Annotated in this window: 22 protein-coding genes; 21 read left to right on the forward strand and 1 reads right to left on the reverse strand. The window is 53.4% G+C overall.

The window, feature by feature from the left end; translation table 11 throughout:
• Positions 1-81 precede the first annotated feature (81 nt).
• The 17 genes from rpsB to dnaE all read left to right on the forward strand — a co-directional run bounded on the left by rpsB (position 82) and on the right by dnaE (position 20,047).
• Positions 82-816: a 30S ribosomal protein S2 gene (gene rpsB, locus AB8516_RS18000; RefSeq protein ID WP_369163327.1), complete on the forward strand. Its 735-nt coding sequence runs from the start codon at positions 82-84 to the stop codon at positions 814-816.
• A 104-nt stretch (positions 817-920) separates the two neighbouring features.
• Complete coding sequence (gene tsf, locus AB8516_RS18005) at positions 921-1,805, forward strand: translation elongation factor Ts (RefSeq protein WP_369162581.1); 885 nt, start codon at positions 921-923, stop codon at positions 1,803-1,805.
• 17 nt (positions 1,806-1,822) lie between these two features.
• Positions 1,823-2,545, forward strand: coding sequence for a UMP kinase (gene pyrH / locus AB8516_RS18010; protein WP_369162582.1), 723 nt, complete (start codon positions 1,823-1,825; stop codon positions 2,543-2,545).
• A 1-nt stretch (position 2,546) separates the two neighbouring features.
• Complete coding sequence (gene frr / locus AB8516_RS18015; RefSeq protein WP_369162583.1) at positions 2,547-3,104, forward strand: ribosome recycling factor; 558 nt, start codon at positions 2,547-2,549, stop codon at positions 3,102-3,104.
• Positions 3,105-3,331: 227 nt separating this feature from the next.
• Entirely contained in the window at positions 3,332-4,105 is a 774-nt protein-coding gene (locus AB8516_RS18020) for an isoprenyl transferase (protein WP_108289160.1), read from the forward strand.
• Positions 4,106-4,213: 108 nt separating this feature from the next.
• Positions 4,214-5,032, forward strand: coding sequence for a phosphatidate cytidylyltransferase (locus AB8516_RS18025; protein ID WP_369162584.1), 819 nt, complete (start codon positions 4,214-4,216; stop codon positions 5,030-5,032).
• Positions 5,032-6,228 carry a 1-deoxy-D-xylulose-5-phosphate reductoisomerase gene (gene ispC, locus AB8516_RS18030; RefSeq protein ID WP_369162585.1) on the forward strand — a complete coding sequence of 399 codons (1,197 nt, stop codon included), beginning with the start codon at positions 5,032-5,034 and terminating at the stop codon, positions 6,226-6,228. Before AB8516_RS18025 ends, ispC begins: the two co-directional genes overlap by 1 nt.
• Positions 6,229-6,238: 10 nt before the next feature.
• On the forward strand, positions 6,239-7,603 hold the full coding sequence (gene rseP / locus AB8516_RS18035; protein ID WP_369162586.1) for a sigma E protease regulator RseP: 1,365 nt from the start codon (positions 6,239-6,241) through the stop codon (positions 7,601-7,603).
• Positions 7,604-7,800: 197 nt separating this feature from the next.
• Positions 7,801-10,062: an outer membrane protein assembly factor BamA gene (gene bamA / locus AB8516_RS18040; protein ID WP_369162587.1), complete on the forward strand. Its 2,262-nt coding sequence runs from the start codon at positions 7,801-7,803 to the stop codon at positions 10,060-10,062.
• 19 nt (positions 10,063-10,081) lie between these two features.
• Complete coding sequence (locus AB8516_RS18045; protein WP_369162588.1) at positions 10,082-10,597, forward strand: OmpH family outer membrane protein; 516 nt, start codon at positions 10,082-10,084, stop codon at positions 10,595-10,597.
• A gap of 1 nt (position 10,598) precedes the next feature.
• A complete protein-coding gene (gene lpxD / locus AB8516_RS18050; protein ID WP_369162589.1) occupies positions 10,599-11,633 on the forward strand; it encodes a UDP-3-O-(3-hydroxymyristoyl)glucosamine N-acyltransferase in 1,035 nt (344 codons plus the stop codon).
• 41 nt (positions 11,634-11,674) lie between these two features.
• The gene (gene fabZ / locus AB8516_RS18055; protein ID WP_305782107.1) at positions 11,675-12,124 is read left to right on the forward strand and encodes a 3-hydroxyacyl-ACP dehydratase FabZ; all 450 of its coding nucleotides are present in this window, start codon (positions 11,675-11,677) and stop codon (positions 12,122-12,124) included.
• A complete protein-coding gene (gene lpxA, locus AB8516_RS18060; RefSeq protein WP_369163329.1) occupies positions 12,121-12,891 on the forward strand; it encodes an acyl-ACP--UDP-N-acetylglucosamine O-acyltransferase in 771 nt (256 codons plus the stop codon). The genes fabZ and lpxA overlap by 4 nt, the downstream gene beginning before the upstream one ends.
• A 42-nt stretch (positions 12,892-12,933) precedes the next feature.
• A complete protein-coding gene (lpxB, locus tag AB8516_RS18065; RefSeq protein ID WP_369162590.1) occupies positions 12,934-14,118 on the forward strand; it encodes a lipid-A-disaccharide synthase in 1,185 nt (394 codons plus the stop codon).
• A 127-nt stretch (positions 14,119-14,245) separates the two neighbouring features.
• A complete protein-coding gene (locus tag AB8516_RS18070) occupies positions 14,246-15,829 on the forward strand; it encodes an acyl-CoA ligase (AMP-forming), exosortase A system-associated (protein WP_369162591.1) in 1,584 nt (527 codons plus the stop codon).
• 78 nt (positions 15,830-15,907) lie between these two features.
• On the forward strand, positions 15,908-16,483 hold the full coding sequence (gene rnhB, locus AB8516_RS18075) for a ribonuclease HII (protein WP_369162592.1): 576 nt from the start codon (positions 15,908-15,910) through the stop codon (positions 16,481-16,483).
• Positions 16,484-16,510: 27 nt separating this feature from the next.
• Complete coding sequence (dnaE, locus tag AB8516_RS18080) at positions 16,511-20,047, forward strand: DNA polymerase III subunit alpha (protein ID WP_369162593.1); 3,537 nt, start codon at positions 16,511-16,513, stop codon at positions 20,045-20,047.
• Positions 20,048-20,152: 105 nt separating this feature from the next.
• On the opposite strand, the gene AB8516_RS18085 is transcribed toward dnaE, so the two are convergent.
• The gene (locus tag AB8516_RS18085) at positions 20,153-21,490 is read right to left on the reverse strand and encodes a hypothetical protein (RefSeq protein WP_369162594.1); all 1,338 of its coding nucleotides are present in this window, start codon (positions 21,488-21,490) and stop codon (positions 20,153-20,155) included.
• A gap of 240 nt (positions 21,491-21,730) precedes the next feature.
• Here AB8516_RS18085 and accA point away from each other — a divergent pair, with 240 nt between their 5' ends.
• The 4 genes from accA (at position 21,731) to AB8516_RS18105 (ending at position 25,476) form a co-directional block, all read left to right on the forward strand.
• Positions 21,731-22,690 carry an acetyl-CoA carboxylase carboxyl transferase subunit alpha gene (gene accA / locus AB8516_RS18090; protein WP_108290358.1) on the forward strand — a complete coding sequence of 320 codons (960 nt, stop codon included), beginning with the start codon at positions 21,731-21,733 and terminating at the stop codon, positions 22,688-22,690.
• A gap of 15 nt (positions 22,691-22,705) precedes the next feature.
• Positions 22,706-24,031: a tRNA lysidine(34) synthetase TilS gene (gene tilS, locus AB8516_RS18095; protein ID WP_369162595.1), complete on the forward strand. Its 1,326-nt coding sequence runs from the start codon at positions 22,706-22,708 to the stop codon at positions 24,029-24,031.
• A gap of 212 nt (positions 24,032-24,243) precedes the next feature.
• The gene (locus AB8516_RS18100) at positions 24,244-24,888 is read left to right on the forward strand and encodes an ankyrin repeat domain-containing protein (protein ID WP_369162596.1); all 645 of its coding nucleotides are present in this window, start codon (positions 24,244-24,246) and stop codon (positions 24,886-24,888) included.
• Positions 24,889-25,035: 147 nt separating this feature from the next.
• Positions 25,036-25,476 (forward strand): universal stress protein, encoded by a 441-nt coding sequence (locus tag AB8516_RS18105; RefSeq protein WP_369162597.1) that lies wholly within the window; start codon positions 25,036-25,038, stop codon positions 25,474-25,476.
• The last annotated feature ends 14 nt before the right edge of the window (positions 25,477-25,490 follow it).

Here is a 25,490-nt window from a genome sequence, read left to right on the forward strand (position 1 = left end):
ATCAGTCTCTTATGGTTGGGCCATGGGATATGTGGAGGTATAACCCGATACAATTAGGAGTCACTCATGAGTGAAGTATCAATGCGCCAAATGCTTGAGGCTGGCGTGCACTTCGGGCATCAGACCCGTTATTGGAATCCCAAAATGGGTTCCTACATCTTTGGTCATCGCAACAAGATTCATATCGTCAATCTTGAAAAGACCATGCCACTGTTCAAGGATGCGATGAATTTCATCGGGTCCCTCTCCGCCAACGGCGGTAAAGTTCTCTTCGTAGGAACCAAGCGTGCGGCACAGAATGTGATTCGGGAAGAGTCAGATCGTTGCAGCATGCCCTATGTCAACCATCGCTGGTTGGGCGGTATGCTGACAAACTACAAGACCATCAAGCAGTCAATCAAGCGGCTGAAAGAACTGGAGGCCATGTTTGAAGACGGAAGTGTTGAGCAACGCTTCAACAAAAAGGAAACCCTGGGATTGAGCAGAGAGCTGGAAAAGCTCGAGCGGAGCCTGGGTGGAATAAAGAATATGAATGGCCTGCCTGATGCGCTTTTTATAGTTGACGTTGGCCACGAGAAGAATGCCGTGGCCGAGGCGCGTAAATTGGGTATACCTGTTATAGGTGTGGTTGATACCAACAATGACCCTGATGGTATCGACTATGTGATCCCCGGCAACGATGATGCTATTCGAGCAATTCAGCTTTATGTGCAAGGGGCTTCTGCAGCCATTCTCGAAGGTCGTGCGAGTGCCGCAACCATGGTTGGCGGCAATGGCAACGAAGAGTTTGTAGAGGTATCGGAAAGCAGTTCCTGAAGCTGTGACTAAGCTCGGGGATGCCGGCTGGCGATTGGTAGATGTCCATATCCCAGCCTCCGCAATTAACAAATTTCAGCTTAATTATTTAAGGTAGACAGACTATGGCGATTACAGCCTCTCTGGTTAAGGAGCTGCGTGAACGTACAGGCGCAGGCATGATGGAATGCAAAAAGGCACTGGTTGAAACCAATGGTGATATCGATGCCGCTATTGAGCAGATGCGCAAATCCGGGCAGGCCAAAGCGGCCAAAAAGGCCGGGCGCATTGCCGCTGAAGGGGTGATTGTCATCAGCTTCAGCGAAGACAGCGGCCAGGCAGCAATGGTTGAGGTCAACTGCGAAACAGACTTTGTCGCAAAAGATGACAATTTCACTTCATTTGCAAAGGCGGTTGCCGAGCGGGTATTGGCTGGCGGTGCAGAGGATGTTGCGGGATTGATGGAACTGCCGCTGCACGAGGGCGAGGACACCACGGTGAATCAAGCTCGCGAAGCGCTGGTATCGAAGCTCGGTGAGAATATGAACGTACGTCGTTTTTCCCGTATCCAGGCCAGTAGCGGTAAGCTTTCGAGCTATCAACACGGTTCGCGCATCGGTGTCGTACTGGAGCTCGATGGTGGGGATGAGGCACTTGGCAAGGATCTGGCTATGCATATTGCGGCTACCAATCCAATCAGTCTCTCTGCTGAGCAGATGCCACAGGATCTGCTCGACAAGGAACGCGATATCGTAACCGCTCAGGCAAAGGAGAGTGGAAAGCCGGATGAGATCGTTGCCAAAATGGTGGATGGTCGTATGCGTAAGTACCTGGCTGAAAACACATTGCTTGGTCAGGCCTTTGTCAAGGATCCGGATACTACGGTGGAAAAATTGCTAAAGAGCAACGCCTCCTCGATCATCCAATATACCCGTTTCGAGGTTGGTGAGGGAATTGAGAAGAAGCAGGAAAATTTTGCGGAAGAGGTTTTGGCGCAGGCAAAAATGTAGCCCGGATAAGGATATAAATGACTGATCTGATTTGCCAGCGCATTCTCCTTAAACTCAGTGGCGAGGCCCTCATGGGCGGAGGGGATTTCGGTATTGACCCTGCTGTCATTCGACGGGTTTCAGAAGAGATCATGGAGCTGGTGAATGCAGGCATTCAGATCGGATTGGTGATCGGAGGCGGCAATATCTTTCGCGGTGCTGGCTTGGCGCAGGGTGGTTTCGACCGGGTGCGCGGCGATCACATGGGAATGTTGGCAACCGTCATGAATTCTTTGGCGATGCAGGATGCACTGTCACGGATTGATGTCGATGCTGTGGTGTTTTCTGCGCTGCAGATGCCTGATGTGTGTGAGACCTTTACTGCGAGAGGTGCGCGCTGTGCACTGGATGAAGGTAAGGTGGCGATTCTGGCGGCCGGTACAGGCAATCCCTATTTCACGACCGATTCGGCAGCCAGTCTCCGTGCTGTGGAGATAAAAGCCGACCTGATGATCAAAGCGACCAAGGTCAATGGCGTCTATTCGGCTGATCCGGTAAAGGATCCACAAGCTGTCTTTTATCCTCAATTGACTTATGATCGGGCATTGGCGGAAAACCTGCAGGTGATGGATGCAACGGCAATCGTCCTCTGTCGGGATAATGAGGTGCCACTTCGCATCATGAATATTAATGATCCAGGTGCTCTCATGCGCTTGATGCAGGGAGAAGAGATCGGTTCACTAGTGGTAAAAGGCGGCTGACATGATAGACGACATTAAGAAAGATGCTAATACCCGTATGGGCAAGAGTGTTGAGTCTTTGGTGCATGAATTAGCCAAAGTGCGCACAGGAAGGGCTCATCCCAGTCTGTTGGATCACATTCGTGTAGATTATTACGGTTCAGACGTTCCAATCAGTCAAGTTGCCAATATCAATGTCGAGGATGCGCGAACATTGACTGTCGTTCCTTGGGAAAAGAGCATGGTGGCTGTTGTTGAGAAGGCGATTCTTACTTCCGATCTAGGCCTCAATCCCATGAGTGCCGGCACTGTCATTCGGGTACCCATGCCCCCCTTGACCGAAGAGCGGCGTAAAGACCTGATACGTGTTGTACGCCATGAGGCCGAGGGTGCCAAAGTAGCGATTCGGAACATCCGTCGTGATGCCAACCATGATCTTAAGGATTTGGTGAAGGAGAAGATGATTTCCGAAGACGACGAGCGACGGGGTCAGGATGTAATCCAGGGCTTGACAGATCAGCATATCGGGCAGGTTGACGAGCTGTTGGCTGAGAAAGAGAAAGACCTCATGGAAATTTAGCCGGGGCCTGTGCAACGGTTTTTTTGGCATAAATTCTGTTTAAGGTCCTAAAATCTGGTTCATCCAACAGGTGAATTCCACCTATACTGAATCAATGTTCATGAATTCAATGCGCACAGGACAGAATTTACCAATCCCAACCCTCATAAAACCTTATTCAACGAGCCGCTGTGCGGCTATCCACGGCGATACGCCGGTAGTAACACTCAACCGGGGATTCTAGGGTAATGACTAACGGCACGACAAAGGAATCTGTACCTGTCGAGAAACGACTACCGAGGCATATCGCGATAATCATGGATGGTAACGGTCGTTGGGCTAAGAAGCGCGGCCTTCCGCGCTATGCCGGTCATCCTGCAGGGGTGGAAGCGGTTCGTGGGGTGGTTGAGGCCTGTGTCGAACTGCAGATTCCGGTACTGACTCTGTTTGCCTTCAGCAGTGAGAACTGGCAGCGGCCTCAGAAGGAGGTCAACCTCATCATGGATCTTTTCTTAAGGTCGCTGAAGAAAGAGGTTCGTCGTCTCGATCGGAATCATGTTAAGCTCAAAGTGATCGGTGATCGTAGCGCCTTCGCCACCAATCTGCAGGCGCAGATTGATGAGGCTGAACAGCAGACCGCATCCAATCAGGGCTTGTTGTTACAGGTGGCAGCCAACTACGGTGGTCGCTGGGACATAACACAGGCTGCAAAACGGCTGGCTGAACAGGTACAGAGTGGAGAAATATCGCCAGATCAGATCGATGAGGAGCGTTTTTCCCAAAATCTCTGTATTACCAATCTACCCGAACCGGACCTGTTTATCCGTACTGGCGGTGAACAGCGGATCAGTAATTTTCTATTGTGGCAATGTGCCTATACGGAACTCTATTTCACCGACCTGCTTTGGCCTGATTTCAACCGCAAAGCCCTGGATGAGGCGCTGCACGATTTTTCCTGCCGACAGCGACGCTTCGGCCGCACTGGTGATCAGGTCCAGGATCAGACCGCAGAGGCCTCTTAAGGCCTTCGATATGAAGTATCGGTCAAATGTCGGTAGCCAGCTCGATACCAGGTCGACATGGGGTGCAGTCTACTGGCAACTAACAAGCAAAATGCCGTTCAATCGCCCATGTTGAAACAGCGCGTTATCACCGCCCTAATACTTGCGCCATTGGTTGTCGCAGCGGTATTACTGCTGCCAAACCATTACTTGGCGCTGATCGTCGCCTTGGTGGTTTCAGTCGGAGGCTGGGAGTGGGCTCGGCTGAGCGGCATTGAAACCTCATTCCTGCAGATAGTCTATTCAGGTTCGCTGGTTCTCTGTCTGGTTGCACTCTACTATCTGCTACCGTCGGCATGGGTACCGGGAGTGATGTTGTTCTCTGTGGTGTGGTGGTTACTCGTCGTGTGGCGCTTGACTCGCTATCACGCCGACCAGCAACAGTCCGACAGATTACTGATGCGGGCAACTGAAGGTTTTGTCGTACTGCTACCTGCCGGGTTGGCGTTAGTCTCGATACATCGTATACACACCACCGGTCCCGGACTTCTGCTGTTTGTGCTGATCCTGATCTGGAGCGCGGATATAGGTGCCTATTTTGCCGGGCACCGTTGGGGGAAACATAAGCTTGCCCCCCAGGTAAGTCCGGGAAAAACCCGTGAAGGTGTCTATGGTGCTATGGCGAGCGCCTTGCTTTGTGCGGTATTTCTCTCTTTTTGGTTGGCTGGCAGTTTGGGCCAATCCCTGTTGATCGTCTTACTCTGTCTGATCACCATGCTTGCATCAGTGGTGGGGGATCTTTTTGAAAGCCTGACCAAACGTCTACAGGGTGTCAAGGACAGTGGGCAACTGCTACCCGGCCATGGCGGCATGTTGGACCGGATAGACAGCCTTACAGCAGCAGCCCCTGTTTTTCTGTTTGGATTAATCCTTCTGGGAGAGGCGTGATGAAGGGTTTAACCGTACTTGGATCCACCGGCTCAATAGGTGTGAGTACCCTGGATGTGGTTGCCAGGCATCCCGAGAAATATCATATCGTCGCCCTGACGGCCAAAAGTGATGTGCAGGGCATGCTGCATCAGTGTGAACGTTTCAAGCCTAAAATAGCGGTGATGGCAGATACGGAATCCGCAAACCTGTTGGCTATAGGCTTAAGTCAAAAAGGTATATCAACTGAAGTATTATCCGGATTGCGAGGGCTGGAGATAGCAGCCGCTATACCCGATGCCGAAATCGTAATGGCAGCTATCGTTGGTGCGGCGGGGCTGTTGCCTGCACTGGCAGCGGTGCGCGCTGGAAAGCGTTTGTTGTTAGCGAATAAAGAGGCGCTGGTGGTCGCGGGTAGTCTGTTTATGGCGGAAGTGGCTGCCCATGGCGCAGAGATTTTGCCGATCGATAGTGAGCATAACGCGGTTTTTCAATGCCTGCCGCCCGGAGTGGAAGAGAAGTTGACCGCAGGCGGGGTAAAACGCATCCTGTTGACTGCCTCTGGCGGGCCTTTTCGTACCATGCCGATTGAGCAATTGGCAAGCGTCACTCCGGCACAGGCCTGTGCCCATCCGAATTGGGATATGGGACGGAAAATCTCGGTTGATTCCGCAACCATGATGAACAAGGGCTTGGAGGTTATAGAGGCACACTGGCTGTTCGGGGCCGATGCAGAAGAGATTCAGGTAGTTCTGCATCCACAAAGTATCATCCACTCCATGGTTGAGTACGTCGATGGTTCAGTACTCGCTCAGCTCGGCAATCCCGATATGCGAACGCCGATCGCACATGCCCTGGCATGGCCTCAGCGAATTGAATCGGGTGTCGACAGCCTCGATCTGTTCCAGGTTGCACGGCTAGACTTTGATCAGCCTGATCTGCAGCGATACCCTTGCCTGAAACTTGCCTATCAGGCAATTCAGGCGGGCGGCACGGCGAGTGTGATCCTGAATGCGGCGAATGAGGTGGCGGTAGAGGCTTTTTTATCGGAGCGTTTGGGTTTTACCGATATTGCCTCGGTGGTTGATGAGACCTTACAGCGGATGCCGGTTGAAAATGCCGAGGATCTAGGCACTTTGCTCAATATCGACAGGCAAGGGCGTGCCATCGCGGAACAAGTCGTACATAACAGGGTCATAACCAGCGGTATAGGCTAATCATTTTTCAATGGACTCACTACTCTTCACCCTCGTTTCATTTATCGTTGCCCTGGCAATCCTGATTGCAGTGCACGAGTTTGGTCACTTCTGGGTTGCGCGAAAATTGGGTGTCAAGGTGTTACGATTCTCGATCGGTTTCGGCCGAGCCCTGTGGCGACGCACCAGCGGGGCTGATGGTACCGAATATGTGATTGCCGCCATTCCCCTGGGCGGTTATGTGAAGATGCTGGATGAACGCGAGGCGCCGGTGGAGGCAGAGGAGCAGCATCGTGCGTTTAATCGCCAGTCATTGGGTGTGCGCAGCGCCATTGTTGTGGCGGGCCCGCTGTTCAATTTCCTCTTTGCCATCCTGGCGTTCTGGCTCATTTTCGTTACCGGCGATACGGGACTCAAACCCATAGTGGGTGAGGTTGAGGGCGGCTCGATCGCGGAACAGGTAGGATTTACCCAAGGTGACGAGATACTGGCGGTGGCGGATCAGCCTACACCGACCTGGGAGAGTGTCGTCTATGTGATGTTGTCAGAAGCGCTCGACACTACCAACCTTGCTGTCAGAGTGCGTAGTCAGACGGGTGTGGAGCACATCTATCGAGTGGCAAGTGATGGTCTCTCCGGGCTGGCAGAGGATGGTTTGCTGTTGCAGAATCTCGGACTCACTCCCGATCGACCCACCCTGCCACCTGTCATCGGTGAGGTGTTGGATGGAGAACCGGCTGCATTGGCCGGCCTGAAACCCGGAGATCGTATTGTCACTGTCGACGGTGTCGATGTGGTGGATTGGAGTGATTGGGTCAATTATGTACGCAAGCGACCGGGCCAGAACCTCGATCTGGAGGTCGACCGCAATGGGGATTATATTGTATTGAGCGTCACCCCTTTGATGATTGAGGGGGATGGGGAGAGCTATGGTCGTATTGGCGCAAGTGTGGATGTGCCCGATGATCTGATGGATGACTATCGGGCTGTTGTCAGATATGGACCGATCGACGCAATAGGCCAATCTCTCTATAAGACCTGGGACCTGTCCCTGTTGATGTTACGGATGCTGGGCAAGATGATCATCGGCGAGGTTTCTGTAAAGAATCTCAGCGGCCCGATATCAATTGCGGATTATGCTGGTAAATCAGCAAGTTATGGCATCAGTTATTTTCTTAAATTCCTTGCGGTGGTGAGTGTCAGCCTGGGCGTGTTGAACCTGTTGCCGATTCCTGTTCTGGATGGCGGACATCTGTTTTTCTTCCTGATAGAAGGGATTAAAGGCCGGCCATTATCGGATCGATTTATGGAACAAGGCCAAAAAATCGGATTATTGATCCTATTGGCGATTATGAGTCTCGCCTTCTATGTCGACATAAACAGGTTTCTTGGGTAGATGTCGGCAATTATCGAAGAGTTTGGGTTGTACTGCCGCATAAAGGCTTTCAGTATCCTGATCAATTAAGATCACTTATACTAACGCGCTGTTTCGTCGCCGTAGTCGTTCTGAGCATGAATCAGCAGAACGGATAATATGAAAAAACACTGTTGTAATTATAGATAATGTCTCTATTTTCCCGGACTTTGATCCTCATGGCTCTGATGGGTGGACTGCTATTCTCCCAGCAGGCCACCGCCTTCGTGGTCGAGGACATACGGGTAGAGGGTCTGCAACGGATCTCGGCCGGCACGGTATTCAATTACCTGCCGATAAAGACTGGGGATGAGGTCGATGCAGGCAATTCTTCCCATATTATCCGCACACTCTACAAAACGGGTTTTTTCAAGGATATAAGGCTCGAACAGGATGGGAATGTCCTGATTGTGTTCGTCCGTGAAAGACCTGCTATCGCAGAGATAAATATCACTGGAAACAAGGAGTTGGATACAGAACCATTGATGGCTGGATTAAAGGATATCGGTCTTGCCGAGGGCCGGGTCTTTAAGCGGGCATTACTGGAAAAGGTCGAGCAGGAGCTCAACCGCCAATATTTCGCGCGGGGTAAATATGGGATCAAGATCCAATCAAAAGTGACTCCATTGGAGAGAAACCGTGTGGGTCTGGATATCGAGATATCAGAGGGCCTGACCGCCAGGATCAAGCACATAAACATTATCGGCAATCGGGCCTATGAAGATGACGAGTTGTTGGATAAGTTCGAATTGGGTGTGCCGTCCTGGTACGCCGTCTTCTCCAGCCGCGACAAATATTCCAAGCAAGCGCTCTCAGGCGACCTGGAGACACTGCGCTCATTCTATCTTGATCGGGGTTATATCGATTTCAAGATCGAGTCCACCCAGGTATCCATAACACCGGACAAGAAGGATATCTACATTACCGTGGTGATCGACGAGGGTGATGTTTTCACCCTCAGCGATATCAAGTTGGCCGGAGACCTGGAACTCAATCCGGAGGAGCTGTTTCCTCTAATCCACCTCAAACGGGGGGCGGTCTTCTCCCGTAAAAAACTGACAGCCAGCGCAGACAGGCTGAACCGGCACTATTCCGATGTGGGATACGCCTTTGCCAACGTCAACACCATTCCCGATATTGATCGTGAAAAGATGCAGGTGGCCATCACATTCTTCGTCGATCCGGGAAAAAGGGTCTATGTCCGCTATATCAATGTATCGGGTAATACCAACACCCGTGATGAGGTGTTGCGTCGGGAGTTGAGACAGATGGAATCAGCCTGGTTTTCCGGTGAGAAGACCCGGCTCTCAAGGGAACGCCTGCAGCGTTTGGGCTTTTTCAGTGAAGTGAATATGGAGACCCCAGCAGTACCGGGCTCCACGGATCAACTAGATGTGAACCTTGCTGTGACCGAGGCTGCATCCGGGCAGTTCAGTGCCGGTGTCGGGTTTACCCAGACCCAGGGAGTGATCTTCAATGCCAGCATCAGTGAAAACAATTTTCTCGGTACGGGGAACCGCTTCAGCGCTGGCTTCGATACCAGTGATGCAACCAAAAAGCTCTCCTTGTCCTACACCAATCCCTACTACACCATTGACGGCGTAAGTCAGGGTTATGAGCTGAGCTACCGGGAGACCGATTTCTCAGAATTGAATATCTCCAGCTATTCCACCGACGTGGGGCGTCTCGGGGTCCATTTCGGCATACCCCTGACGGAATACGACCGCTTTAGATTCAGTCTGGCCTACGAGCATACGACCTTTTTTCTTGGCTCATCCCCTTCCGATGAGATCGAGGAATTCATAGAAACCAACGGAGATAAGTTCAGCGATTTCGAATTGGTGGGCAGCTGGATTCACGACACCAGGGATCGCGCCATATTTCCCAATCGAGGTAACCGGCAGGTCTTCACCATCGAGACCAACACCCCCGGCAGTGATCTGCAGTACTACCGCGTTAGATACTCAAATGCCCACTATTTCCAGCTCACCAACTCTCTGACCTTGAAGCTGAACGGGGAGCTGGGATATGGCGATGGTTACGGGGAAGATGATGAGCTGCCGTTTTTCCGTAATTTCTATGCCGGCGGTATCGGTTCGGTCAGGGGATTCGAGGAGAATACCCTGGGACCGCAGGACTCCCAGGATGATGCTTTGGGAGCAAATGCTAGAATCGTGGGTCAGATGGAGTTACTCTTTCCCGCCTTTGGCGATGACTTTAAGGACACGGTGCGTGCCGGTTTGTTTGTCGATGTCGGCAACGTATTCGATCTGGCTGGAGATGAGAAGGTCGAGTGGGACCTGTTTAGGGCTTCCACCGGTCTGATGTTATCCTGGTTCTCGCCAGTAGGAGCCCTCTCTTTCAGCTGGGGGTATCCGATCAAAGAGGAAGAGGGTGATGATATCAAGAACCTTCAATTCAGGATTGGTAGTGGTTTCTAAACAGTTAGGGAGTGAATGGGTGAATTCGCTAAGACATATATTACTTGCTTTGACCCTTGGGTTTTTCGTGACCGGCAGTGCTGTAGCCGAGGAGTATCGTATCGGCTTCGTGAACGCCACAAAAGTCTTCGAGGAGTCGCCGCAATACAAATCAGCCAGGGAGCGGTTGCAGACCGAGTTTTCCCGACGGGAGAAAGACCTGCTCGCCTCCCAGAAGCAGCTGAAACAGCTCGAAGAGAAGCTGCAGCGGGACGGATCGGTGATGAGCGAGTCCGAGGTCAAACGGCTGGAGCGGGATATTCTCAGTCGCAGCCGCAAGTTGAAAAACGCCCAGACCGAGTTTCGTGAGGACCTCAACCTGCGCCAGAACGAGGAGTTCAAGAAACTCCGCCAGCAGGTGCGTGAAGTGATCCGGGAAGTGGGTAAGAGTGAAAAGATAGACCTTATCGTTTCAGATGGTGTCGTCTATTTCAGTAAAAAGATCGACATCTCAGATAAGGTGTTGGAAAAACTGCGTCAGTTAAAAGCTGAATAAGGTGGTATCAAGATCATCTGGATCCAGTCTCGGGGACCTGGCGGATACCGTTGGGGCGAAGCTGCTGGGTGATCCGGAAACGATGATCAGAGGGGTTGGGACGCTGCAGAGCGCACAACCCGGAGAGATCAGTTTTCTCAGTAATCCCTCCTATCGTAGATACCTTTCAGCAACACAGGCCTCGGCGGTGATCCTATATGAAAAGGATGCCGCCGATTGCCCGACTTCAGCGTTGATCTCCGATAACCCCTATCTTGCCTATGCCAGGGTGGCAACAAAGCTGTTTCCCCACAAAGCCGTTACGCCCGGTATCGATGCCACTGCGGTTGTGGGTCGGTCATCGTCGATCGACAGCAGTGCCTGGATCGGGCCCTGCGTTGTGATTGGGGAAGGTGTGACTGTTGAATCCGGTGTCTGTATAGGTCCGGGTTGTGTGGTCGAGGACAATTGCCGGATCGGTGCCGATAGCCGGTTGGTGGCGAATGTGACCCTGTGTCACGACACCCGCCTGGGTCAGCGTTGCCTGGTTCATCCAGGGGCGGTACTGGGTGCGGACGGCTTCGGCCTGGCAAATGACGAAGGGCATTGGGTCAAAGTGCCGCAACTCGGTCGGGTACGGGTTGGGGACGATGTGGAAATCGGCGCCAACACCACCATCGACCGCGGTGCGCTGGAAGATACGATCCTGCATGACGGGGTTAAGCTGGATAATCTCATTCAGATTGCGCACAACGTGGAAATAGGCCGGAATACGGCAATGGCCGGTTGCTCGGCGGTTGCCGGATCAACAAAGATTGGAGGCCATTGCACCATCGGTGGACAAACAGGTCTGGTGGGACATTTGACGATAGGTGATAATGTGCACTTTTCGGCGGCCACCCTGGTTACCCGCTCATTCACCGAGGCGGGGTACTACAGCGGTAACCTGCCCGCCATGGAAAATGGCGCCTGGAAACGCGTGATTGCCCGGCTGCGAAATCTGGAGTCGATGGCAAAAGAGATGAAATTTCTGAAAAAAAACCTGAACAACCAATAAAAAGCCGTTGAAATGAATGGCATGAGTAACTGGAGGACAGTTTGATCGCAATGGATATCAACAAGGTGCTGAGCCTGCTGCCGCACCGCTATCCTTTCCTGCTAATCGATCGGGTTCTTGAATACGAAAAGGATGCACGCCTCCTGGCGTTGAAAAATGTCACTTACAATGAACCCTTTTTCAACGGTCACTTTCCCATTCAACCGGTGATGCCGGGTGTCCTGATTGTCGAAGCGATGGCGCAGGCGACCGGACTGTTGGCGATGGAGTCCAATCCGGAAACAGTCAATGAGACGACCATCTATCTTTTCGTCGGCATCGATAAGGCTCGCTTCAAGCATCAGGTGGAGCCTGGTGATCAGCTGATCATCGAAGTCGTTCAGACCAAAATGAAGCGAGGCATCGGCTTTTTCACCTGCTCCGCGAAAGTCGAGGATAAAACCGTAGCGACGGCGGATATCATGTGTACGGCACGGGAGATAGGCAGCTGATCGACCCACGCGCAGTTATCGATCCGGATGCCGAGCTCGATGAAGGGGTCAGTATTGGTCCCTTCTCCATCATTGGTGCCGGGGTCAAGATTGCAGCAGGTACCGAAGTCGGCCCCCATGTGGTGATCAAAGGGCCGACCCAAATTGGCCGGGACAACCGGATCTACCAGTTCGCCTCGGTTGGGGAGAATCCCCAGGACATGAAATATGCCGGCGAGCCGACCATCCTGGAGATCGGCGACCGCAACGTTATCCGTGAATTTGCCACCCTGCATCGCGGCACCGTGCAGGACCAGGGTGTGACACGGATCGGCAATGACAATCTGCTGATGGCCTATATCCATGTCGCCCACGATTGTCTGCTGGAGGACCATATCATCATGGCCAATGCCGCATCCCTGGGCGGCCATGTGAAGATCGGAAGGCACGCCATTCTGGGTGGATTCACGAAAGTGCACCAATTCTGCCGGGTGGGCGCACACAGCTTCTGCGGGATGGGGTCGGCTATCAGCATGGATCTGCCACCCTATGTGATGGCATCGGGGCATCCGGCGAAACCACATGGTATCAACCGGGAGGGGTTGAGCCGCCGTGGATTCAGTGATGAAACTATTCAGCAGATCAAGCGTGCCTACAAACTGCTCTACCTTTCCAAAAAGCGTTTGGAAGAGGCACGGGAGGGAATCGACGGGATGTTGAATGAAACCCCGGAGCTTGAAATTCTTTCCGATTTTCTCAAACATAAGGGCCGGGGTATTTTACGTTAGGCCCTCCTACCCTGGCACAGGGGATACACCAGTAGAACGCGAATGTCTCTATCCCCGTCTATGCAGAACACGCAACAACAACGCCCGCCGAGGATTGGTATCCTGGCCAATGAGGTGTCAGGCGATCAGCTGGCAGCGGCATTGATCGATGCCCTGCATGCCCAACGGGCAGATATCGAGTTTGAGGGCATGACAGGACCGTTGATGGAGGCTGCGGGATGCCGCTCCCTTGCCAAGATGGATCCGGTAATGGGGTTTGCCGAGGTGATCGCTCATCTGCCGGGATTGCTGCGCAGCCGTAGAAAACTGGTGGCCCATTTTCTTGACGATCCACCCGATCTGGTATTGGGTGTCGATGCCCCCGATTTCAACCTGGCACTGGAGGCGCAACTCAAAGCGGCCGGCATCCCGACAGCGCATTTTGTCAGCCCAACGGTTTGGGCGTGGCGGCAGGGAAGAGTGAAGAAGCTGCAAAAGGCGGTTGACCTGATGCTCTGCATCTTTGATTTCGAGGTCGATTTCCTGTTGCGACACAATGTGCCGGCGGTCTATGTGGGACACCCCCTGGCGGACCAGATCCCGCTGCAACCCGCCGACCCCGGAGTGATTCGGGATGGATTGGGCCTTGATAGGGAAAAGTCTGTCGTAGCGCTACTACCCGGCAGCCGCATGAGCGAGGTAAGCAGGCTGGCTCCGTTATTTCTGCAGACAGCGTTGTGGCTGCAACAACAAAAGCCGGATCTGCAGTTTATCGCTCCCATGGTGGATCAGAAGGTCAAACAGCTTTTTCAGGAACAGATAGAATCGATCGCACCGGAACTGCCGATTATGTTGTTGAACGGCAGGCCCAGAGAGGCGATCCGTTCTGCGGATGCAGTGTTGACCGCATCGGGTACGGCTACCCTCGAGACCATGTTGTTGAAGCGTCCCATGGTGGTGGCCTACCGGCTTTCTCCACTCTCGGTCTGGTTGATTCGTCGCTTTAATCTATTAAAAACGCCTCACGTGGCGTTGGCAAATCTGCTTGCGGATAAACCCTACGCGCCTGAATTTATCCAGGAGGCGTGTAAACCTGATTCCATGGGCAGGGCCTTGCTGGATTTTCTCGATAACCCGAAAAAGTGTGGGCAGATAGCAAAGGCCTATATCAAAGTCCACGAGAAATTACGCCAAAACGCCGCCCATGCAGCCGCCCATGCAGTTCTGGAGATGCTGGCAGATAGTTAGGATCTGTCAATGCGGGCATCACTCATCAATTGATTAGACAGAGAGAGGTTTTTTTGCTCTTATTGTCACATCCGGAAAATCATATAGAACGCATCAATTTTCAGCGCAGGGATACCGATAGTTAGCGATGGCTGTACTACTCCATGATCTGATCTTCGAATCGGCCACCCGCACTCCGTCAAAGACGGCCTTAAAGTACAAATCGACCTCGCTGACCTATGCCGAACTGGCGCAACAGGTCGGCCGCTTATCACGGGCATTAGTCGACATCGGTATCGAGAAACAGGATCGCATTGCGATCTATCTGCCGAAGTGTCTGGAGAATGTCATCGCTATCTTCGCGGCAGCCGCAGCCGGTGCTGTGTTCGTACCGATCAATCCAGCCCTTAAGTCCCACCAGGTGTCGCATATTCTGTTGGATTGCGATGCCAAGGTTCTGATTACTGTACAGGGCAAGTGCAGGGCCTTGAATACGGCTCTCGGTTATTGCGTCGATCTGCAGACCGTGGTTCTGATCGATGGTGTGGACAGCGAAGAAGAAGGATTGCACGCCCAGCGTTTGCTTGCCTGGGATGAGCTGATCGCCAATCCTGTCGCTCCTCACGGCCATCGCGTGATCGATTCGGATATGGTTTCACTCATCTATACGTCAGGCAGCACCGGTGATCCGAAGGGCGTGATCCTCTCCCATCGCAATATGGTGACCGGTGCAAAAAGTGTCGCCCAATACCTGAAAAATACCTCATCAGACAGGATCCTGGCCGTACTACCTCTCAGCTTCGACTATGGTATGAGCCAGTTGACAACCGCATTTCTGGTCGGTGCCACTGCCATATTGATCAACTACCTGTTGCCTATGGAGGTACTCAACACCCTTGCCCAGGAAAAGATTACCGGGTTGGCGGCAGTACCCCCGTTATGGAATCTGTTGGTCGAGCTGCCCTGGCCGACTGAGGCCGCATCGAGCCTGCGTTATATCACCAGCTCCGGTGGTGTGGTGCCGGTTGAGACCACAGAGCTGTTACGTCAGGTACTGCCCAATACTGAGATCTTTCTCATGTATGGCCTCACAGAAGCGTTTCGATCGACCTACCTGGCACCGGATCAAATAGATAAAAGGCCCACCTCCATCGGCAAAGCCATTCCGAATGCCGAAGTGCTGGTGTTGAGAAGTGACGGTACCCCTTGTGCCGTGGATGAACCCGGCGAACTGGTGCATCGGGGATCGTTGGTGGCAATGGGCTACTGGAATGATGTCGAGGCTACCCGGCAGCGTTTTCGGCCTATCCCCAATCGGTTTGATGGCTTACCCGGCGATGAGCTGGCCGTCTGGTCGGGGGACATCGTCAAAATGGACGGCGAAGGCTATCTCTATTTCTTACGAAGAGATGATGAATTGATCAAAACGATGGGCTATCGGGTAAGTCCGAATGAGATCGAAGAGGTATTCTACCGCACCGGTCTGGTATCTGAAGTGGTTGCATTGGGTATTCCCCACACCACAATGGGTCAATCGATCGTTCTGGTAGCAATCCTCAAAAACGGTTCGGAAGTGACGGAAAAACAACTACTCGATAACTGTAAGCAGCGATTGGCGAACTACATGATGCCGGCCGAAGTTATATTACGTACCATGCTGCCGACGAATCCCAATGGCAAGGTCGATAGAAAACAACTTAGATTGGAGATAATGACGTCAATATCCGAATGAAGTAAACGTCCAATCGATTCCTGTCTACACAATGAAATTGGGCCTTAGTTTGTAACTCTATATTCAGTGAGTTGGAGCATGTCAAAAGCGTTTGCCCTGGTCGCAGGTGTTGATGAGGTAGGGAGAGGGCCCCTGGCGGGACCGGTTGTCGCAGCTGCAGTGATCCTTCATCCGGAGCGACCCATCGAGGGACTGGCCGATTCCAAGAAGCTGAGTGAAAAACGCCGGGAACAACTCTCCCAGTTGATCAAGGAACAGGCCCACAGCTGGTGTTTGGGACGGGCTGAAGTGGAGGAGATCGATCGGATAAATATCCTGCAGGCAAGCCTGTTGGCCATGAAACGGGCTGTCGAGGGGCTTCCAAGAATGCCCGGTCTGGCTATGGTGGATGGCAAGCATGCTCCGCGACTGGCCTGCAGGGTGGATACGGTGATCGGCGGGGACGCCCTTGTCGAGGCGATCAGCGCGGCATCGATCATTGCCAAGGTGGCGCGGGATCGGGAGATGGTGGAATTGGACCGCCGCTATCCCGGTTATGGTCTCGCCCGCCACAAAGGCTATCCAACCAAGCAGCACCTGGAAGGCCTGCAAGCCCTGGGCATCACCCCCATTCACCGGCGTTCTTTCGGGCCGGTCAAGAGGCTCATGACCTGAGACCGTTTCGGGGTAGAATAGGCAACTATGGAAGTCCCCTTTGTTCATCTTCGCGTTCACTCCGAGTACTCTCTGGTAGACGGCCTGGTGCGTGTCAAGCCCCTGGTCAGACAGGTGGCCGAGACGGGTATGCCGGCAGTGGCCCTGACCGATCAGTCAAACCTCTTCGCTCTTGTTCGATTTTATCAGGCCGCCCTGGCCGCCGGGATCAAACCGATTGCCGGTGTCGACGCCTGGATTCGCAATCCTGAGGATATCAATACACCCTTCCGTCTGGTGTTGTTGGTGCAGAACCAGGCGGGCTACATGAATCTGACGCGTCTGGTATCACGCAGCTACCGCGAGGGCCAGCACCTTGGGCGTCCATTGATGGAGCGGGAATGGCTGAATGGCAACACGGATGGGCTGATAGCCCTCTCCGCGGGTCGCCAGGGGGATGTGGGCCGTGCCCTGCTGGCCGGCAACCAGGCAGAGGCGGAGCGGCTGCTCAGTCAATGGTTGGAGCTGTTTGGTGACCGCTATTATCTGGAGCTGCATCGCACCGGCCGTGCCGATGAGGAGCGCTGCCTGCATGACAGTGTCGTCCTGGCAGCCGATTACGGTGTTCCCGTGGTGGCCACCAATGATGTGCATTTCCTGCAAGCGGAGGATTTCGATGCCCACGAGGTGCGGGTCTGTATTCATGAGGGCCGCACCCTCGACGATCCGAGACGGCCGAGAAATTACGGCCAGCAGCAATATCTTCGTACCCCGGAAGAGATGGCGGAGCTGTTTTCCGATATTCCGGAGGCGCTGCAGAATACGGTGGAAATCGCCAAACGCTGTACCATCGAACTGACTTTGGGTAAAAACTATCTCCCCGATTTTCCCATTCCCGAGGGAATGACCATCGAGGAGTTTCTGGCGGCCGAATCCCGCAAGGGGCTGGAGTGGCGGCTGCACTCCACCTTCGATACCCAGTGCGCCGACTTTCCACAACAGAGAAAGATCTACGACGATCGCCTGCAGGTGGAGCTGGATGTCATCAACACAATGGGTTTTCCCGGCTACTTTCTTATCGTTGCCGACTTTATCCGGTGGGCCAAGGACAATGACATTCCGGTGGGCCCCGGTCGTGGCTCGGGTGCGGGTTCGCTGGTCGCCTATGCCCTGAAGATCACCGATCTCGATCCCATCGAGCACGAGCTGCTGTTCGAGCGCTTTCTCAATCCGGAGCGTGTCTCCATGCCCGATTTCGATGTCGATTTCTGCATGGATAAACGCGATCAGGTGATCGATTACGTGGCCCAACGCTATGGACGTGATTCGGTATCCCAAATTATTACCTACGGTTCAATGGCGGCCAAGGCGGTGGTGCGTGACGTGGGCCGGGTACTGGGCCATCCCTACGGTTTCACCGACCGGGTGGCGAAGATGATCCCCTTCGAGATCGGCATGACCCTCGACAAGGCGCTGGTGGAGAGCGACGATCTGAAACAGGCCTACGCCAGCGATGATGAGGTGGGTGAACTCATCGACATGGCGAAGAAGCTGGAGGGTTGCGCCAGGAATGCGGGCAAGCATGCCGGCGGCGTGGTCATCTCGCCCGGGTTGTTGACCGATTTCACACCCCTCTACTGTGAGGCCAACGGAGAGGGACTGGTTACCCAGTTCGATAAGGATGACGTGGAGAAGGTCGGCCTGGTGAAATTCGATTTTCTCGGTCTGCGCACCCTGACCATTGTCGACTGGGCATTGAAGACGGTGAATGGGGAACGCGCCAGGCAGGGCGAGGAGCCGGTCGATATCAATGCCATCGCCATGGATGACGAGGTTTCCTTCAAATTACTCAAGAGTGCCGAGACCACAGCCGTATTCCAGTTGGAATCCCGCGGTATGAAGGAGCTGATCAAAAAGCTCCAACCCGATTGCTTCGAGGATATCACCGCCCTGGTGGCGCTATTTCGCCCGGGTCCCCTGCAGTCAGGCATGGTGGACGACTTCATCAACCGTAAACATGGCCGGGCCAAGGTCTCCTACCCGCACCCGGATCTGGAACCGATCCTGAAACCGACCTACGGCGTCATTCTCTATCAGGAGCAGGTCATGCAGATTGCCCAGGTGTTGGCGGGCTATTCCCTTGGGGGAGCGGATCTGCTGCGCCGGGCCATGGGCAAGAAGAAGCCGGAGGAGATGGCGAAACAGGGTGAGATCTTTCGCAAGGGCGCCGTGGAGCGGGGGGTTGAGGAGGAGACCGCCACCTATATCTTCGACCTGATGGAGAAGTTTGCCGGGTACGGCTTCAATAAATCCCACTCCGCCGCCTATGCTTTGGTCTCCTACCAGACCATGTGGCTGAAGGCGCACTATCCAGCTGCCTTCATGGCCGCGGTCTGTTCCGCCGACATGGACAATACCGACAAGGTGGTGCCGTTGATCGAAGAGTGTCGGCGCATGCGGCTCAGGGTCGAGGCGCCCCAGGTCAACCTGTCGGAGTATAAGTTTACCGCTACCGATAAAAAGACCGTGGTCTATGGTCTCGGCGCCATCAAGGGGGTGGGTGAGGCAGCCATAGAGGCGGTGATCGATGAACGCAACAGCAACGGTCCCTACCAGGATATCTTCGAATTCTGTCGCCGTATCGATCTGCGCAAGGTCAACCGGCGGGTAATTGAGTCGCTGATCCGTGCCGGCGCTCTCGACGGGCTCGGTGCCAATCGCGCCACTCTGATGATGCAGCTGCCGCTGGCGTTGAAGCTGGCCGAACAGCACAGCGCTATGCAGGCAGTGGGTCAGAACGACCTCTTCGGTATGGGAGATCCGCAACCGGAGGAGGCCAGTCATGCCCAGGTGATACCCAAGGATTTGGATGAATGGGAGGAGGAGCAGCGCCTGCAGGGTGAAAAAGAGACCCTCGGTCTCTACCTTACCGGCCATCCCATCGACCGCTATGCAGAGGAGCTGAGCCATATCAGCAGCAGCCGTATCGGCGATCTCAGCCTCGATGGAACGCCGGAACCGGGTCAACGACGTCGCGGTGTACCGGTGGTGGTGACAGGTCTGGTAGTCAGCGCCAGCCACCGGCAGACCCAACGGGGTCGCATGGGTACCCTGGTATTGGACGATCGTAGCGGACGTATCGAATGTACCCTCTTCAGCGAAGTCTATGAACAGCATCGGGATCTGATCGCTGCGGATAATATACTGGTGGTTTCGGGCAGCCTGAACTATGACGAATTCCGCGGTGGACTCAGCATCCGTGCCGACAATCTGCTGACCTTTGAGCAGGCACGGTCACACTATGCGGGCCTGTTAAAAATCAAAGTCTCTCTCAACGGTCTCGACATATCGGGCTTCAGCGAACAGTTGCAACAGATACTCACTCCCTTTCGAGGGGGTACCACTGGAATCAGGCTGCACTATAAGGCCAAGGATGCCTGTGGCGATATCCAGTTGGGCAAGGAGTGGCAGGTCAAACCGACTGACGAGTTACTGCGAAGACTGGAACAATATCTCGGGGCAGGCTCGGTCGATGTCGGCTATCGTCAATCGGCTGCCCAGCCGCGGCAGTCGAATCACGCTTAACTGCGCCTGGAATAGAGTACCCTCATCCGCATCATCCATTGATTGTTTATCATGGATGTGCGGGTGAGGAGACAGCGCTATTTTTGCGTCCAAGCATTATTCGGATCAGAAGGACCAGCGCCATGACACCTGGAACATGTCGAGGCCGTCTTGACTGGCGTCAGCCTGTTTTTCACTCGCCAGGTAGTTGGTCAGCCCCGTGACCTTATCCGTTGTCGTCGCATAGTGTGTGAGGCGTAACAGATCTGTGGAGACTACGTTCCAGTCAACCGACCAACTGGCGAAATCCGTCGCCTCGACGGGGATACTGATGTTGCTGTCGAACCGATCCGATGAGTGATATATATTCCAGGTGATCTCAGGCTTGCGCAACACCAGACGCCGCCAGGTATCATCCATTCCGGCAACCCCATTGTCATAAGCACTGTCGTAGTCGACACGGATCATATCCGTCACCGAGCTGCTGAAACTGAGTGTCGGTAGATAGTTGGGGACCTCGTCAAAGGCGAGACTGCTGTCGGGGTTGTTGCGCAACTTGATGACCTTGCTGACCTGGGTGCCGTCGAGGAATACATTTTCCCGCTCTACGGAGGTGAAATAGATATCATCACTCTGTCTTTTGCTTGCCGGGAGCTTCTGGAATGACGGATTGGCACTGGTATCATCCTCCTGGAACTGCACCTTAGTCCCCAATAAATCGAGTTTGCTTCTAAAGCCTTTATAGTCGGGCAGACCCAAATAGGCGCTGACATCGGGTGATACGGCTTCACCTACATCACTCGCGACGGGAGTGTAGTTGATAGTGGGGTTTGTGGCGAGATCGATGCCTCGAGCGATGTTGACGTGAAATTGGCCGAAGGTGAAGACCTGATAATAGAGATCAACAGTGGTTGGTTCATCATCATCGAGTTCGGCATCTACGCTATAGGCGGTGTTCACACCCACGCCTGCAGCCAAGCTGTACCAGTTGCTTCGGAACGCATTGGTGAAGCTGAGCTGCGCGGTGAAGTTGTCACCTGGATAGCCGATTGTGCCACCCACGTTATATGTGGCTGTAGCGTTTGTTTCGTCACACAACAGGAAATCCCTTTTGTATCTGCTCAAGCTTGTCCTGAACAGGTAGGCGCGACGTTCGGCACGGTAGTCGCAGACTGTCAGCAGTGAAAAAAATCCGGATGGATCTGTGATGTTGAGACCGATGGAAGGCCCCGTCACATCCACGTTTTGCCAGCTGCCGGAATCACCGTCCTTGTAACTGAGATAGAGGGGTAGTCCTCGGTCAAAGGTAAACGAGAGATTGGGTGTCAGTCCGCCGTCACCTGGGTCGGTGTCTATATCGGTATCGGGATCGATATCAATCAGGGTAATGTCATCATCGTCATCATTATGAAAACTGCCCAGGGTGGAGACGATGCCGAACAGGATGACGCATAGGACTAGCATGGACTGTATGGCCTTACGGCCGACATTCTTTGTTGGGGATAAACATACAGCTAACCCCGCTATGGCGCATATTGGGGTAATAAAATATCCGAAACGGTTTGAGGAATCAGGTTCCTGTCCGCAGGGGGATCAATTGCTGATCCACACAAACAGCGAGGTGAAACGCTGATCTAAAAAGAGTGCCCGAAATTAGTGCAAACCGGACTGTCCTAACACTATCGAATCCGGTATATTTCGCGTATGGATCTGAATTTTCTAGAATTTGAACAACCTATTGCCGAACTCGAAGCGAAGATCGAAGAGCTCCGCCTGGTCGGTACCGACAACGAGATCAACATCCAGGATGAGATCGCCCGGCTGGAGAACAAGTGTCAGACGTTGACCGAATCGATCTTCTCCAATCTCAAGCCGTGGGATATCTCGCAACTGTCGCGTCATCCCCAGCGGCCCTATGTGCTCGACTATATCGACCGCATCTTCGATGAGTTCCATGAGCTGCACGGTGACCGGGCCTTTGCCGACGATCATGCCATTGTTGGTGGTGTGGCGCGCCTCGAAGGGCGTCCGGTGATGGTGATCGGCCATCAGAAGGGCAGAGACACCAAGGACAAACTCTTTCGTAACTTTGGCATGCCCCGTCCCGAAGGTTATCGCAAGGCATTGCGTCTGATGGAACTGGCGGAGCGTTTCAAGCTGCCTATCATGACCTTCATCGACACCCCGGGCGCCTATCCCGGTGTCGGCGCCGAAGAGCGGGGGCAGAGCGAGGCCATTGCCCGCAATCTCAAAGTGATGTCGGGTCTGCGTACACCGATCATCTGTACCGTGATCGGGGAGGGTGGATCCGGTGGCGCACTGGCGGTCGGTGTCGGTGACCGCATCCTGATGCTGCAATACAGCACCTACTCGGTGATCTCCCCCGAGGGATGCGCCTCGATTCTCTGGAAGAGTGCGGAAAAGGCGCCTCTGGCCGCCGAAGCCATGGCGATCACCTCGGACCGGCTCAAGGAGTTGGGGCTGATCGACGAGATCGTGCCGGAACCCTTGGGCGGCGCCCATCGCGACATCGAAACAATGGCCAAGAACCTCAAACATGCACTGGTGGAGGGGATGGACAACATCACCAGCATGGCCATCGACAAACTGCTCGACACCCGTTATCAGCGGCTCATGCAGTATGGCCAGTTTTCCGGAGACTGACTGTAGGAATGCCTTGTGAACCTCACGGCCGCACGGCTGTTTGAGATACTCAGGCAACTGCCAGGCGCAACCTGTTGCCATATTGCCCTCAGTGGCGGACTCGATTCCTGCGTTCTGCTCAATCTGCTCGCTGAGCTCAGGTCCCAGCTCCCCTATGATCTTCATGCAATCCATGTCCACCATGGACTGCAGCGCCAGGCCGATAGCTGGCAAACCCACTGTGAAAGAGTGTGCCAGGGCTATGACATTCCTCTGGAGACCGTCCGGCTGACGCTCAACGTGAACAGTGGCGAAAGTTTGGAGGCAGTGGCCAGGGAGGCCCGCTACCGGGCAATGGCGGAACAGATGGGGGAGGGGGACCTGTTGCTGACGGCCCAGCACCTGGACGATCAGGCGGAGACACTCCTGTTACAATTGATGCGTGGCAGCGGCCCCGCCGGGCTTGCTTCGATGCCACCCCTGACCCACTTCGGCCCCGGCTGGCTGGCACGGCCGCTGCTGACATTTTCCCGCGAGTCGCTGGAAGCGTATGCCGGACATCACAATCTAAGCTGGCAGGAGGATCCCTCGAACAGGGACCAGCGTTTCGATCGAAACTTCATTCGCCACCAGGTCATGCCATTACTCCGTTCTCGCTGGCCGGCAGCCGCCACTACCCTGTCAAGAGCGGCTCGCTTCAGCGGTGAACTATTGATGCTGGTGAGAGAAGAGGCGGAGGAAGACCTGGCCAAGGCCCGCTCAAAAGATGGCGATACCCTTTCAATCGCGGCATTGAAGCAATTAAATTCCGTTCGACTCAGAAATCTGTTGCGTCACTGGGTCAGCGCCACAGGCGCACCCCTGCCCAGTTCGAAAAAACTTGCCCGCATCGAGCGCGAGGCTGTGCATGGTCGTATCGATGCAGTACCGCTGATTACCTGGGAGGATTGGGAGGTGCGTCGTTATCGCGACCGGCTTTATCTCTGTCGTGCCCGAGTTATAGACCTCCCCAACCAGCCTCTGATCTGGTCCAATGGCGACGAGTTGGTCTTGCCGGAAGGTCTGGGCCGGTTGATTGCCAGACCCGGTGAAGATGGGATCTCAGCGGCACATTGGCAGAATGCTAAAGTGGAAGTGCGATTCCGTCATGGCGGTGAGCGTTGCCGGCTTTTCAGACAGAGTCATCATCGTCCATTGAAAAAACTTTTTCAGGAGTGGGGCGTGCCGCCGTGGCAGCGTTCACGGATTCCATTGATATTTCTCGACGGAGAGCTCACGGCTGTACCGGGACACTGCGTTTGCGGGCCACCCCTTGCGCGATCAGGAGAGGAGGCGATAGTGGTTGAGTGGGTGAATGGGTGATTTTTTCCGATAACGGTATTTAAAATCCGTGCAAGACATACATTGGATATCATGACATTTATGGATTGCCCCTTAGCTCGATTGGGTAACCATATGGATTGAATTGAACAAACAGATAAAAAATAATACAGATGTAAGATTGCAATCCTGCGGATTCGGTTAGTATTGATCTTCATTAAGGTATCATCATCGGCTGTTGTGTAACTAAGAGTATGAGCGGACGAAGCTTTACAAACGGTTTGTTCTTCGGGGCGGGGATGGTAATCGGGTTGCTAATGCTGATGTTTTTTTTGGCACCACAAATATACCTGTCCACAGAAAATAGTAATTTTGAGAAGTTACGGGAAAAATCAAAACTGGACTGCAAAACAATGCCATTGCATTGTTTGGTCAGAGATGAAGATATTAATGGTGTTAAGACCTATATTGTTAAAGGCAGTAATCTCGAATTTACTGACAATTGGGGGAGAACCGCACTGTTTTACGCTTTATGGAACGATAAACATGAAATCTTCAAAATGCTATTGAGCGCTGGAGCAGATGCGAACACGATGGATGAAAATCAGCGGTCGGTTTTTTTTCAATCGGTTGCATGGGATAAATACGCTATGGCGAATCGATTGTTGGGAAAAGGCGCAGATATCGACAGGTACAATGGCAGTCAATATCCGGAAACCGCCCTGCATTACTGTGTCATGAAAAATAAACCGGATTGTGTGGAGTTCCTGCTGAAACACGGTGCAGACAGAACTTTAAAAGATGCATATGGATACACTGTGTATGAGAGAGTACAGATGCACAACCATATTGATGCCAAGATTGGGGATTTGTTAAACAAAGAACAACAAGTCAAATAGATATGTATTGTAGTGGTTCGTAAATATGGCACTGGCTATGTTGGGGGTGTATTTGAAATCGCCTGCGAGCTGTGATGCATTTTCCCTTTTGCAAGGTTAAGTCAGGGTAGTGGAACTGTATTAGCATGTGGCAGACAGAGGCAAGCTATGAAAATCCTGTTGGCTGTTGATCTTTCTGAATCGACAGAAAAAATTGTAAAAAAGGCTGAAGGATTGGCCGATGCGCTATCAGCAGATTTATGGTTGTTGCATGTTGCGGAGCCAGAACCGGACTTCGTTGGTTATGAAGTGGGACCGCAATCGGTTCGAGATACACTTTCACAGAAATTCCACGATCAACACAGACAGATACAAGAGATCGCCGAACGTATGCGTGAGAATGGCATTGACGCAACTGCACTTCTTGTACAGGGATCTACGGTTGAAACCATTCTGCACGAGGCCTCCAGGCTTGATGTGGATATGATTTTCATAGGATCTCATGGGCGAGGCGCCATGTATCATCTGCTTATGGGGAGTGTTACGGAAGGAGTTCTTCATGCGGCAAAATGCCCGATCCATATTGTTCCAACGCATAACCGGAAATAACGCCGGCAAGTTTG

It is taken from the genome of Candidatus Thiodiazotropha sp. LNASS1, from assembly GCF_964212655.1.
GTDB lineage: Bacteria > Pseudomonadota > Gammaproteobacteria > Chromatiales > Chromatiaceae > Thiodiazotropha.